This is a genomic window from Brevibacterium aurantiacum (assembly GCF_900169065.1).
GTDB lineage: Bacteria > Actinomycetota > Actinomycetes > Actinomycetales > Brevibacteriaceae > Brevibacterium > Brevibacterium aurantiacum.
Genome location: NZ_FXZB01000010.1, coordinates 136,017 through 149,122 on the forward strand (window position 1 = coordinate 136,017; position 13,106 = coordinate 149,122).

General features: G+C 62.6%; 12 protein-coding genes and 1 pseudogene. 5 read left to right on the plus strand and 8 right to left on the minus strand.

Annotation, left to right across the window (positions count from 1 at the left end):
- Window positions 1-17: 17 nt before the first annotated feature.
- Window positions 18-164: a hypothetical protein gene (locus tag BAUR9175_RS19355; protein ID WP_165771653.1), complete on the minus strand. Its 147-nt coding sequence runs from the start codon at window positions 162-164 to the stop codon at window positions 18-20.
- Window positions 165-202: 38 nt separating this feature from the next.
- On the opposite strand from BAUR9175_RS19355, the gene menC reads away from it, so the two are divergent.
- Entirely contained in the window at window positions 203-1,327 is a 1,125-nt protein-coding gene (gene menC, locus BAUR9175_RS08705) for an o-succinylbenzoate synthase (RefSeq protein ID WP_069601068.1), read from the plus strand.
- 119 nt (window positions 1,328-1,446) lie between these two features.
- Here the strand turns inward: menC and BAUR9175_RS08710 are convergent, their stop codons facing one another.
- From BAUR9175_RS08710 to BAUR9175_RS08725, 4 genes are all read right to left on the minus strand, one after another.
- Complete coding sequence (locus BAUR9175_RS08710) at window positions 1,447-2,355, minus strand: cation diffusion facilitator family transporter (protein WP_009882292.1); 909 nt, start codon at window positions 2,353-2,355, stop codon at window positions 1,447-1,449.
- A gap of 162 nt (window positions 2,356-2,517) precedes the next feature.
- A complete protein-coding gene (locus BAUR9175_RS08715; protein WP_009882291.1) occupies window positions 2,518-4,320 on the minus strand; it encodes a flotillin family protein in 1,803 nt (600 codons plus the stop codon).
- Window positions 4,321-4,475: 155 nt separating this feature from the next.
- Window positions 4,476-4,934 (minus strand): DUF3817 domain-containing protein, encoded by a 459-nt coding sequence (locus tag BAUR9175_RS08720; protein ID WP_009882290.1) that lies wholly within the window; start codon window positions 4,932-4,934, stop codon window positions 4,476-4,478.
- A gap of 143 nt (window positions 4,935-5,077) precedes the next feature.
- Entirely contained in the window at window positions 5,078-7,126 is a 2,049-nt protein-coding gene (locus tag BAUR9175_RS08725; protein WP_101583529.1) for a M20/M25/M40 family metallo-hydrolase, read from the minus strand.
- Window positions 7,127-7,539: 413 nt separating this feature from the next.
- Here BAUR9175_RS08725 and BAUR9175_RS08730 point away from each other — a divergent pair, with 413 nt between their 5' ends.
- Window positions 7,540-8,646, plus strand: a complete 1,107-nt coding sequence (locus BAUR9175_RS08730; protein WP_009882288.1) for a VIT1/CCC1 transporter family protein — start codon at window positions 7,540-7,542, stop codon at window positions 8,644-8,646.
- A gap of 65 nt (window positions 8,647-8,711) precedes the next feature.
- On the plus strand, window positions 8,712-9,596 hold the full coding sequence (locus tag BAUR9175_RS08735; protein ID WP_096146076.1) for an aminotransferase class IV: 885 nt from the start codon (window positions 8,712-8,714) through the stop codon (window positions 9,594-9,596).
- Here the strand turns inward: BAUR9175_RS08735 and BAUR9175_RS08740 are convergent.
- Entirely contained in the window at window positions 9,583-9,825 is a 243-nt protein-coding gene (locus tag BAUR9175_RS08740) for a hypothetical protein (protein ID WP_009882285.1), read from the minus strand. The two genes, BAUR9175_RS08735 and BAUR9175_RS08740, sit on opposite strands and share 14 nt — an antisense overlap.
- A 197-nt stretch (window positions 9,826-10,022) precedes the next feature.
- Here BAUR9175_RS08740 and BAUR9175_RS08745 point away from each other — a divergent pair, with 197 nt between their 5' ends.
- Window positions 10,023-10,322, plus strand: a complete 300-nt coding sequence (locus BAUR9175_RS08745) for a DUF4235 domain-containing protein (RefSeq protein ID WP_009882283.1) — start codon at window positions 10,023-10,025, stop codon at window positions 10,320-10,322.
- A gap of 21 nt (window positions 10,323-10,343) precedes the next feature.
- Here BAUR9175_RS08745 and BAUR9175_RS08750 read toward each other — a convergent pair whose 3' ends face one another.
- The gene (locus tag BAUR9175_RS08750; protein WP_029416731.1) at window positions 10,344-11,255 is read right to left on the minus strand and encodes a type I 3-dehydroquinate dehydratase; all 912 of its coding nucleotides are present in this window, start codon (window positions 11,253-11,255) and stop codon (window positions 10,344-10,346) included.
- Between the two features lie 49 nt (window positions 11,256-11,304).
- On the opposite strand from BAUR9175_RS08750, the gene BAUR9175_RS08755 reads away from it, so the two are divergent.
- Entirely contained in the window at window positions 11,305-12,105 is an 801-nt protein-coding gene (locus BAUR9175_RS08755; RefSeq protein ID WP_009882280.1) for an alpha/beta fold hydrolase, read from the plus strand.
- A gap of 416 nt (window positions 12,106-12,521) precedes the next feature.
- Here the strand turns inward: BAUR9175_RS08755 and BAUR9175_RS08760 are convergent.
- Window positions 12,522-13,106 (minus strand): annotated as a pseudogene (locus tag BAUR9175_RS08760) (ISL3-like element ISBli1 family transposase); the annotation flags it as partial.

Below are 13,106 nucleotides of genomic sequence, written 5' to 3' on the forward strand. Positions count from 1 at the left end.
TCACACCTGTGAGACGGTCAGTACGGGCCGTCAATGATCACAAGGAGTCCTGCCGAAGCATTCTGAGGGCGATCGATGTCGGCTTCGCGCCTCGGACGTTCGCCCATGTCCCAGACTCCAACACCCGCCGAGGTGGTCCGGCGAGTGGTTGTAGGCTGGGTCACAGGATCATCAGCCCGAACACAAAGAAGGTGCATGGCGCATGAAGCTCAAGTCGATCACTCTCCACCAGGTGTCCATTCCCCTCGTCACCCCCTTCGAGACCTCGTTCATGCGGGAAACGGAGAAGGACTGCTACCTCGTCGAGGCCACCTTCGACACCCCTAAGGGTGAGATCACGGGCTGGGGCGAGTCGGTGGCGATGATCTCCCCGCTCTACTCGTCTGAGTACGTAGCCTCGGGCATCGATGTCACGAAACGCTGGCTGGCACCGATCCTCTTCGACGTCGACGATCTCACCGCGGAAACCGTGTCCTGGCATCTGCGCCACGTGATCGGTCATCCGATGGCGAAGTCCGCGCTGGAGATGGCGGTCATCGAGGCTCAGCTCAAGCTCAACGACCAGTCTTTCAAGAGCTACCTCGGCGGCGTCGTCGACTCCGTCCCCTCAGGTGTCTCCGTAGGCATTCAGGACTCTGTCGAAGAGACCGTCAAGGTCATCGGCGGCTACCTGGAAGAGGGCTACGCCCGCATCAAGCTCAAGATCAAACCGGGCAAGGACATCGCACCGATCGCTGCGGTGCGCAAGGCCTTCGGCGATGACTTCGGATTCCAGGTCGACGCGAATGCCGCCTATACGCTCGTCGATGCCTCCCACCTGCGCAGGCTCGACGAGTACGGACTTCTCCTCATCGAACAGCCCTTGGGTGAGGCCGATATTCGTCAGCACGGTGAACTCGCGAAGCTGATGGAGACACCGATGTGCTTGGACGAGTCGATCGACTCCGCCGAGGCCGCCGCCGACGCGATCTCCATGGGAGCCGCGGCCGTCATCAACATCAAACCAGGACGAGTCGGCGGCTTCATCGAGGCGAAGAAGATCCATGACCTCTGCTCCGCTCACGGTGTGGCAGTCTGGCACGGCGGAATGGTCGAGACCGGTCTGGGACGTGCCGCCAATGCCGCTCTCGCATCGTTGCCCGGATTCACCTTGCCCGGAGACATCTCGGGATCGAACCGCTTCTTCCACGAGGACATCACCGAAGAGATCGTCATGTACGACGGCAAGGTCGACGTGCCTACAGGAGTCGGCTTCGGCGTCTCAATCGATCCCGCGAAGCTTGAGAAGTTCCGCACCGACTCAGTGGAGATCCTGCCGCAGAGCTGAGCCGCCGAGTCTCGACGCCAGACCTAACAGTCGGTAAGTTCTCGTCGAAAGCATCAACTTTTTCGACCAAGACTTACCGACCGTTTCGCGCTACGGCGACCGACGGCCAGGGAACGACCTCAGGTGTGGGTGTGTGTCTCCTGGGCTGCGTCCTTCGCCCGGTCGAACTGGAATGTCGAGTGTTCGATCGCGACCTTGAAGTGTTCAGCCAGGCATTCCTGCAGCGCGACGAGGATGCGCGGCGCGTGGCCGTCGTAGAAGCACTCGTCGGCGAGGACCACGTGTGCGGTGAGCACAGGCAGGTTGGAGTCGATGCGCGTGACGTGAAGATCGTGAACCTCCTGGACGTGCTCGACTCCTTCGATGTGCATTTTGACCTTGTCGAGGTCGAGTTCCCTGGGAGCGACTTCGAGGAGGATCGAGCCGGTCTCCTTGAGGATAGTGAAGGCCCTGGGGACGATCAGCACGGCAATGACCAGGGCTGCCACCGCGTCGGCGCGGGTCCAGTCGAAGAGCCAGATGGAGACGGCAGCGAGGATGACGGCGACGGATCCCAACGCATCGGCGATGACCTCGAGGAATGCGGCCCGGAGATTGAGTGACTGCTCCTTGGATGAGCTGAGGATGATGATCGACACAATATTGCCGACCAAACCGACGACACCGAAGAACAGCAGCTCCGGTCCGGGGACCTCTGGCGGGACGAAGAAACGGCGGATGCCCTCAATCAGGCTGTAGACACCGAGCCCCAGCAGCAGAGTCGCCTGCGCTCCGGCGGCGAGCACCTCGGCCCGACGAAACCCCCAGGTCTTCTGACCTTTGGGCGGCTTCCGGACCAGAGTGGCGGCGAAGAGCGCGATTCCGATGCCGATGAGGTCGACGGAGTTATGTCCGGTGTCGATCAGCAGCGCAAGGCTGCCTGTCATGATCGAGCCGATCACCTGGAAGACGAAAATGACCAGGACGATGCCGAAGACGACTGCCAAGCGTCGACGCGATCCTGAGCTGTGCGTGTGGTCGTGGGCCATGGGAACCTCCTACGCCATCACATTAACATATGCGCATGTCTTTATGAATCAATATGACGCCGAGGCTGGCCCCGGGCAGTGGCACCGAACGCAGAATGCGTACGTGCCCAGCAACGATTGCTGGACGCGTACGCATTCTGCGCGCGTCAATCACACGTGGAACTACTTCTTACCGGGTCCGCCGTCCTGAGGACCGCCGTCGTCCTTCGGCCCATTCGAACCTGAGCCGCCCGAGCCGCCCAAGTCGCCGTCACGGCCATCGCGTCGGCGCAGCGCGTCGGCGATGTATGCCTGCACGTCGATTCCGGTGGCCTTCTTCACGTCATCACCGATGTGCGTGAGGTCGAGTTCACCATTTTCGTCGAGGTAGTCCTTCGGGTCGAAGTTCCCGCTCGACCACGCGCTGGGATCTCCCAAACCAGTGGGCTTCGATCCTCCTCGACCCGAGCGATCGCCGCGGCCTGACTGGCCGCTGTGACCCTCGGAGATCTCACCTTCGACGACCTGATCCTGGCCGTCGGCTCCATCGTCCGCGGGTCCAGTCCCGGCGAAGTCACCGCTGTCATCGAACGTGGTCGAGTCATCGCGGACCCAACCGTTCGCGGACTTCGAGCCGCCCTGGTTCTGGGCCTTGTCGACGAGGTTTCCGAGGTCGATGCCGGTCGTCCCGCGCACGACCTCGAGGACCTGAGCGAGGTTGTTCGACACGGAGTTCGCCAGCTTGGACTCTCCGTCGGTAGAGACGATCGAGAGATCCTTGATGTTCGCGTATGGGGCGACAAGCTCACCGGCGATGGTCGGCAGAACCTCGAGGACCTTCGACAGCACGGCCGCATCGTTGAACTTCTTATAGGCCTCAGCCTGAGCCTGGAGCGCTCCGGCTTCTGCCTCACCGCGAGCCTTGATCGCATCGGCCTGGGCCTCACCCTCGAGGCGAATGGCCTCGGCGTCCTTCGACCGGCGGTGCAGTTCGGCGGCAGCCTCGGCGCGACCTTGAGCTTCGACATCATAGGCACGCGCATCGGCTTCGGCCTGCTGACGGTAGCGTTCAGCGTCGGCAGGACGCCTGACCTCGGCATCGAGTTGTTCGGCACGCAGCTCTGCAGCTTCCTTGGCAACCACGCGATCGCGCTCGAGCAGCTTCTGCTTCTCGGCCGCGGCAGACAGCGGACCGGCGTTATCGGCTGCTGCCTGACGCTGATCAGCCTCTTCCTTCAGCGCCGCACGACGCAGCGCAAGCTGCTGCTGCTGTTCGGCGATGGCCTGATCGGTCAGGGCCTGCTGCTTCTGGGTTGACTCGTTCTGCAGCGCTTCTTCAACGGCCGATGCGCGACCGGCGTTCGCCTCGGCGATGGCGGCATTCTTCGCGACCTCGGCCGCCTGTGGGCGACCCCAATCCTTCAGGTAGCTGCCCTCGTCTTCGACCGCGGAGATCTGGAACGTGTCGATGACCAGGCCCTGGTTGTTCATCGAGTGCGCGGACTCCTCCTGCACCTGGGAGGCGAAGGAGGCCCGATCCTGAATGATCTGCTCGACGGTCAGCGTGCCGACGACGGCGCGCAGGGTGCCGGAGAGGATCTCCGTGCTGTAGGGCTCGATCTGATCCTGCTGATCGAGGAAGCGCTGCGCTGCCTTGCGCACATCTTCCTCGGTGCCGCCGACCTTGACCTGCGCAACACCGTGCAGGCGCAAGGCGATGCCGTTCATTGAGATGCCGTCGATGGCGACTGCGATCTGGCGTGAGGACAGCGACAGGAAGAATGCCTTCTGCACGACCGGGTACACGACCGCGCGACCGCCGATGATGATGCGGCCGGTGCCACCCGAACTGCTGGCGTTCCGTCCGGTGATGATGAGGGCCTCAGACGGGGAGGCGATCTTGATCGAGCGCATGATCACGAAGAACACGATCAGGGCGATGATGACGATAGCGCCGATGACGACGGCGCCCAGGATGAAATCCACTTGGGCCTTTCCGAGATTCTGGAGTGGAAGGGACAAGGCGCAGTGGGACCACAGCGCCTGTGGTGTTCATCCTATGCGAGTCTGCTTTTCCTGGACAGACCTACCAGAGCCCGAGATGGCGCCGGGTCAGTCCAGCGCCGAGGTGGGCCCGAGGTTCACTTGCCCCATTCACCGGGAGGACCGAGGAAGAGCAGCCCGCTGAAGATGGCGATGACCACGATGACCCCCACGCCGATGGCCAGCAGAGGCGAGCGGATTGCCCAGGAGGTGAGTTTCTCGAACCAGTTCCGCGGTGTGCGTCCGTTTGCGCCCAGTCCCCAGTCGCCTTCGAGTGCACCCGTCTTTTCTACCGATCGCTCGAAGGGAATCGTGGCGTAGGGAATGATGGCCGAGCCCAGGCCCGTGGCGATGCGCTTCTTGCTCCACATCTGCGAGGTTCCCACGCCGATGACGGCGATGACGAAGCAGATGAAGACGAACCCGTGGATTCCGCCGCCGATGCGCACACCGATCTCGGTGACATGGGTGTATTTGAGGATCATGCCGATGATGAGCAGAGTCCAGGTGATGGTCTCTGCGATGGCAAAGGTCTTGAAGAAGAGTTTGGGAGTCACAGCAGTCCATTCTGCCTGACCAAGATGGGCAGGTGCTGAAGAACTCCGCCGACTGAGCGGGAGCGTCTCACCACAGAAGGTGAATGGGCACGCGGGCCGGTGAACTTTTTCAGTCACCGGCCCGCGTGGTCTGCGGAGGAGGCTCAGGCCTTACGGCGGCGAGCTCCCATGGTCATGATCACACCGAGCAGGATGAGTGCTCCGGCCGAGATCACGAGAGGCAGCGCCTCGTTACCGGTACGCGGAAGGTCTCCCCCACCGTCGCCGGCACCGGGGCCGTCACCTTCGGCGACGACGTCGAACGAACCGGTCAGCGGATCTCCGCCCTCACAGTCGACGGTGACATCGTAGGCGCCGATGTAGTCATCTGCGGCCGACTTTTCGAGACCGCGCACTCCGAACTTCGCCACAGAATCGGCATCTGCCGTCGCGGTCTGCTCGAACTTCTCGATCTTTCCGTTCTGCGGATCGACGGTCATCGTTGCGGTCGTGTCGGCGGTGCAGCCGGCAGCCGCGACCTGAACGCCGGTCTTCCCGACGAAGTCATCCACTTCGATCGTCGTCGGATCGATGTTCAGGCTGCGCTCGCTCGGGTCATCGGTCGGGTCGTCCGTCGGATCGTCCGTCGGGTCATCGGTCGGAGGATCCGTGGGATCAGTGGGCGGATCCGTGGGATCGGTCGGTGGATCCGTCGGGTCCGTCGGAGGATCGGTCGGCTCGTCCACCAGATCATAGGCCAGCGTGTGGACTGCGAAGCCGATGGCGGGAGCGAAGATGTCGACGGACTCCTTGCTCACGTTCTCGATCGTGTCTGTGGGCTGGTGGTAGTTCGTGTCGTGCTTGTCGCCGACCGTACCGCCGAACCACTCTGCTTCCTGTTCGGTCTTCGTGCCATCGGCGCCGGAGAACAGTCCGCTGGCGGGAATGCCGTTGTCGATGAACGCCTGGTAGTCAGAACGTCCTGAGAAGTCCGTTCCGACATTGGGCTGATCGATATCGGCGAAGTAGTCGGTGAAGATCCCTTCGAGCTCCGCGGACCCTTCGGGCACGTTGACCCCGTCGGGGATCGGCACATCGGAACCGTCGGAGTCGAGGGTGCCGACGATGTAGTTGTCGGATCCGATCATGTCGAAGTTCATGTACGACTTGACCTTCGACAACTCTGCCTCGCCGAGGTTCTCCACGTAGTGGGTCGATCCGACGAGTCCGACCTCTTCGGCTGCCCACCAGCCGAAGCGGATGGCGTTGTCGGCTTCGGTCGGCTGCTCGGCCAATGCCTCGGCGCTGGCCAGCAGTGCGGCCGATCCCGAACCGTTGTCGTTGGCTCCTGGACCTTCGGCGACACCGTCAAGGTGAGCGCCGAACATCTGGACGTTGTCGTGGTCGCCGGCCTTGGTCTCGGCGATGACGTTCCAGGTCGTCGAGGTGGTGTATTCGGTCTCGAGCGTGAAGTCCGCCAACAGTGGCTCGCCCTCGGCCGCAGCCTCGATCTTCGTCAGCAGATCATTGCCGACGTTGTAGCTGACACCGACGGTGGGTGCGCCGTTCTCAATACGCTCGCCGAGAGTGGCGTTGAGTGGCTCATCGGGTGCGGAGGTGTCGTTGTTGTAGAGGATGACCGCTGCGGCTCCGGCGTCCGTGGCTGCCTGGGTCTTCTCTCCGAAGGAGCAGGTGCCGCGTGCGACGAGGACGAGTGCGCCCTCTGCGCTGTCGTCGAAGTCGCTGGCAGCACAGCCGAGCTGTCCGCCGGCCAGGTCGCTGTAGTCATCATCGACCGGCAGCGCCACAGGCAGATCGGTCAGTGGTTCCTCGGTGCCTTCGGTGTAGCTGGCCTCGGTGACCTCGAGATCTTCGCCGTCCACATTGACAGCGACCTCGCCGAATGTCTGGTTGTCGACCTCGAAGGCCTGACGTTCGACGTCGAAGGCGCCGGTGGCCTCGAGCGTCTGCTCGACGTACTCAACGGACTCCTCATAGCCGGGCGTTCCCAACGCGCGGAATCCCTCGTCGGCGTGGGAGGTCGAGATATCGGAGATCTTCTGCAGATGATCCATCACGGCGTCGCCTGTGACGCCCATATCGGTGTGCTCGGTCGGTCCCGCGTTCCCGGCGGCCAGGGCCGGACTGAATCCGCCGAGAGCCAGACCGGTGGCAGCGGTGACCGCCAACCAGGTTTTAGTACGCAACTTCATGGAGTTCCTTTCGCTCCTCAGGTGCCAGACGAACCATGATTGCTCTTCGCGCACGACTGCGAGCGGGCATCTCTGACCGCGTCCGGTCATCGACCGGACGTCACCCACGGGGTAATCGCAGCACACAAATAGCTGAGCGCGAACCGGAGGCACCGACGCTGTCAGAAATTCGCAACAGCAGCGGTGCCGACCTGTCGAGCTCAAGGGGAAGCTTGATTCTCACGTTTCGCGATGACTTCGTCATTGGTAACGAAATACATACATCTATAACGAAACGGTGACACAACTCACATTGAGCTTTAATCTAGTCTACCCCCTGGCCGATTGAGGTAACGAATTGATAACAACCAATACTTAGTCGATTGCGCAAGTGTTGAATTCAGATGCCTACTCCCAGTAGAATCAGACCAGTGATGAACAACGAATCCACAGCCCCCGAAGCGCGTCCTGAGCCCGATCGCAGGACCATCAGACGCTGGCAGAGATACCTGGCAAATGAGCGTCTCGAAGAGCGCGTCTACCGCAATCTGGCCGACCGCCGCTCAGGCGAAGATCGGGAGATTCTCCTGGCCCTGGCCACCGCCGAGTCCCGACATCAGGAACACTGGATCGGCCTCCTCGGCGAGCATGCGCAGAAGAAGCGGACCCCCGATCTCATCACTCTGAGCCTCGCGTTCCTGGGACGACTCTTCGGCTCGGTCTTCGTTCTCGCGCTGGCACAGCAGTCGGAGACGAGCTCACCGTATGACGATGAGGAGGCCGCGTCGGCAGAGATGGCAGCCGATGAGCGGATCCACGCCGAGGTTGTCCGTGCTCTCGCGGCCCGTTCCCGAGCCCGCCTGTCAGGAAACTTCCGTGCAGCGGTCTTCGGTGCCAACGATGGACTCGTATCCAACCTCGCACTCGTCCTCGGCGTGGGCGCCGCTGGGGTGGGCAACCACGTCATTCTCCTCACCGGCGTCTCCGGCCTGCTCGCCGGAGCCCTGTCCATGGCGGCCGGGGAGTACATCTCCGTGCGGTCCCAGCGCGAGCTGCTCGATGCCTCGACGCCGGATCCTGAATCGCGCCATGCACTGGCCGATCTCAACATCGACGCCAACGAGCTCGCTCTCGTCTTCCGCGCCAGGGGCATGGACTCCCCTGAAGCCGATGCTCGGGCACATCGGACGATCGCAGCAGCCAAGAACAAGAACGTGGCTCCTCAGCTGCCCAGCCTCGACTCCGGCGTCGACCGCGACGAGCTGGGCACCGGCTTGGGGGCATCGCTGTCGAGCTTCGCCTTCTTCTCCTCGGGCGCCCTCATCCCGATCCTGCCCTATATCTTCGGCATGTCCGGTCTGCCCGCCGTGTTCCTCTCTGCCGGCCTCGTCGGCATCGCACTCCTCTTCACCGGCGGCACCGTCGGCCTGCTCTCCGGAACCGCTCCGGGACCCCGCGCCCTGAGACAGCTGGCAGTGGGATTCGGTGCAGCAGCCGTGACATACGCTCTCGGCCTCCTGTTCGGCGTCAGCGCAGGCTGACCACGGCTTCTGCTGCGCACAGGCTGAGCGCGGCATCAGGTTTTCCGAGAACCTAGACTGTCCGTATGACCGATGCACTTGTCCTGATCGACCCAGCCGCGTCCACCGTCGAGGTGGCCGATCTCGGTGCCCCGCAGCTCCCCGTCACGGACCTGTCGGCCCATCGCGGCGACGGCATCTTCGAGACCGTTCTCGTGCGCATCCGCGACAGCGTGACCGTGGTGTCTCGTGATCGCCATTTCACACGATTCTGCGCATCCGCCTCAGCGCTGGGCCTGCCCGATCCGGAACCGGAGCTGTGGAGCCGCGGGCTCGACACCGTGATCGCCGAGGTGCGCGCGGCCGATCCGAGCCTCACCGAGTTCGGGGTCCGCTACGCGCTGTCACGCGGAACCCAGAACTCAGACGGAACCCAGAGCCCACGAGGGTGGGCCTTCAACGTTCCCGTCGACGAGAAGATCACGCGAGCACGCGCACACGGCATCTCCGCTGTCAGCCTCGATCGCGGCTACGACGCCTACCTGGGAAGCAAGGCACCGTGGCTGCTCATCGGGGCGAAGACCTTGTCCTATGCGGTCAACCAGGCCGCTGGAAGATATGCGGCGGAGCAGGGCGCAGACGAGGCCCTGTTCGTCTCCCATGATGGAGTCGTCCTCGAAGGACCTACGTCCAACCTCATCATTCGCCGAGGCGACCGCCTCCTCACGCCGAATCCGGAAGCAGGTCTGCTCTCGGGCACGACCCAGCGCCTGATCTTCGACCATGCGGGAGAGCTCGGGCTCAATGCCGAATATGCGGACTTCGGCCTGAGCGAGGTGGTCGAGGCCGATGGCGCTTGGTATGTGTCGTCGATGCGCACGGCCGTGTCACTCAATCAGCTGGACGGGAACCCCATCCCGCGAGACGAGGAGCTGACAGCGGAGCTTCAGAGGCTGATCATGGCTGGCTGACGCCGTCGGCCGAATCCGCTGCCGAAGACCTCGGTGTATACCGGTTCGCTGCGGACCGAGGAGACGGCACGATCACCGTCAGGACCAGCGCGAGGATGCAGGCTCCGCAGCCGGCGAACCACAGGATCCAGAAGATGTCGGCGAGCAGCGGGAAGAGGCCCAGAACGAAACTCAGCGCGCCGAAGGCGAACAGCCCGGTGATGACCGCGACTTTCCATCTGCTGAGCATTCCAGCTCCTCTCGTGCGCTGAAGCTTCAATCTATCGCTCGCATTCGCGCGCCACATCCCTCGAAAGTATGAAGTTCTGCCTCCTGCGTATGAATGGCTCTCCTGCGCTAGTGTGGTCACGTACGGATTCGCACCCCAGCGACATCTGCGCGGCGCATCATCGCCGCAGGCACAACGTCTAACGAAAGGACACGAGCATGGGAAAGCTCGCATGGCAGGTCATCGGCGTCGGAGCGCCCATCGTGGCAGCATTCGCGGCTCGCAAGGCGTTGACCTTCGCTTGGGAGAAGTCGACCAAGCGTCCCGCACCGAACAACCCAGTCGATGACGAGATCTCGATGTCCGAGGCGCTGGCCTGGACCATCGTCTCCGGCGTCGGCGTCGCAGTGGCGCAGCTCGTCGTGCAGCGCGTCGCCGCCAGCACCGTGCGCAACAGCTTCGGCGACGACGCTCTGCCCAAGAAGTTCCGCAAGCAGATCGAAGAGGGCGTCGACTGATCGCTCGGTCCCGCTGACGCGTCAGCCGTAGAGTTCGTCGATCACCCCGGCCAGATCCGCCACTGCGATCTGGCCGGGCGCCGACGACTCCCCCAGCTGTGCAAACGTTGCGCAGCTTCCGAAATCAGCGCCCATGATCCGACTGGCTCGGCCCAGCTGCCCCATCGAGATCCCGAGCACCGGTATCCCCAGAGTCTCTTCTGCTCGCGCCGTGGCCCCCAGCAGCTCTGCGACATCGGCACCGCTCGTGGGCATCATCGCAATCTTCGCCACATCCGCCCCGGCATCAGCCATCGCGGTGAACGTGGCGCCCATCGCTTCCGCCGAATCCGTTCCGGCGAAATTGTGGTGCGAGGCAACCACTGAGATCCCTCGATCTTGCGCCGCCTCGATCAGCTCTGTCGCACCACTGCGTTCGATCTCGACATCAAGTGCCCACGTGACTCCCGCACTCCGCTTCGCCGGCTCCGGCAGTCCGGCCTCTTCGGCAAGACCGGAGATGACTGTCCTCAGAACCTCCGTGTAGACGTCTTCGCCCACCTCGGCCTGCCCTCCTTCGAACCCTGTCCGCAGCGTCATGAGGACCGGAAGTCCTGCCGCGGTCACATACGGTGCCAGGTTCAGGACAGCCTCGGCGAGGTCCCGGGGTTCCATCTCGGCAGAATCCGCGGTTGCAGCCGCGTTGGAATCTGTATTCCGCACGCTCGTGACAGCGGCGATCACGGGATCGATGCGCCATTCGATGACGTCGACGGCGCCGGTATCGGCGATGGCCCCGCACTGCCGGGCGATCTCTTCGGCGGCAGTTGCCTGAACGGGAACGATGATGGCCGGTCGCCGTGGGTTCGCAGCCGCCGGCGTCGCTGCTGGCGTGGACGAGTCGACAGCCGCACGGTGATCTGCGGCATCATTGAGAAACGGCAATTGCTTCATGGCCCAAGCCTAGGTGCCCGGGCCTCACACCAGTGAAGAGGTACACCACGTGGAGACCAGGGACCAGCTCACCATCACCGCTCGTGACGGTTTCCCACTCGAGATCCAGGTCAGCGGGCCACGAGAGGCACCGGCTCTGCTGCTCCTCCAAGGGCAGTCGAACTCTCATCGTTGGTGGGACGAGCTGCGCGCGGACTTCGAACCGCAGTTTCGCACCGTCACCTTCGACTACCGCGGCACCGGGGGCAGCCGTGGCGAACTGACCGATCTCTCGACTGCGAGCTTCGCCGCTGATGCCGCCGAGGTTCTCGATCATCTCGGAATTGCCCGCGCTGCCGTCTACGGAACATCGATGGGCGGGCGCATCGCTCAGATGCTGGCACTGGATTTCCCCGAGCACGTCGGCGCACTTGTCCTGGGATGCACGACCCCCGGGGGCCCGAATTCGGTCAAACGCCCCCGTGAGGTGGGCCAGTCCCTGGCGCGGCTGCGCGGTCGCGAACATACCCAGTACCTGTTCTCGCTGTTCTATACCCCGAACTGGACCGTGGCTCCCAGGTACAGCAAACTGCTCGGCGACGACACGATGACCGCCCATGAATCCGCTGCCCATCTGCGCATCAGCGCCCAACACAATGCCTGGGAACGTCTGCCGGAGATCACTGCGCCGACGCTCATCGTCCACGGCGACGACGATCTCATGAATCCCGTCGACAACGCCCACCTGCTGCATGAGCGCATAGCGAACTCCCGGATCCTCATCTGCCCTGGTGGTCGGCATGGCTTCTTCGAAGAGTTCGCCGAGGTGGTCAGCCCCGAGGTCCTCGGATTCCTGAGTACCACTTCCTGAATGCCGGCTCCTGATCCTGCCCTGGGCACTGCATCTGTGTGAGGGAATTTTCAGTGGATAGACAGCCTCGTTCCGCATCAACAAACCACATTATGTAACAAATCGGATAAGCACATATCTATATGCGTCAAGAGCGGTTTGTAACAATCAAGTAACGCATAGATCTATATCGTCCCAGGTCAAGTGGGTCGTCAAGTTCGCAACACCGCGTTCTATCGACAAAACTACTGACGAGAATTCTGAAAAAAACTACAATAGGGAATGAGATATCCGTGTGCGGTGAGGCGAGTGAGCGATCGACCCAGTTCGGATCGACCACCACCGCATCGCAAAGCGGGGGTGAAGCCTCGCGTTCTTGCGGAGAGTCAAGAATGTAAGGAGGAGTCACGTGAGCGTTGTCAAAGCGACAAACGGGCTCATCGTAAATAAGAGTGTAGAACCGGTCTGAAACCACCGGACTCAAGTAGGCACCTCGCGATGTAATGAGTCAGGTTACGAAACCCGAGTGCCGATCCTCGAAGGTGCTCGAGCCGACCATTGATCGATTCGGTGGGCCCATTCGACGTTCCGGGCCTGGTGAAGAACGCCAATACATCCGCTGCGCGGCGTTTCAGTGTTCTTCCCAACCGCCTCAACTCAATCAAACCAGCAGGCAGTCCTGCCGACAAGACATCGATGACAGCCTGCAAGAGCTTCTTGCCTTCGCTACGGTCCTCAGCCCGGTAAGCAGCCACGATGTCTTGATAGATGGCCCAGGTGACTTCGACCTCGGTGAGGTTCGCATCAGCAAAGAGACTGACAATCCGTTCTTGCTGCCGCCTTGTGAGCAGGTCCGTGCCCGTGTGCAGCGTCCTCCTTGCCCGATACAACGGGTCCTTCGCTCGTCCACGATGTCCAGTTGTCTCCTGCTGGACGCGGCGGCGAACGTCATCGAGGGCATCACCAGCAAGCTTGACGACGTGGAACGGGTCCATGACTTCCACCGCATCAGGCAGTTCCTC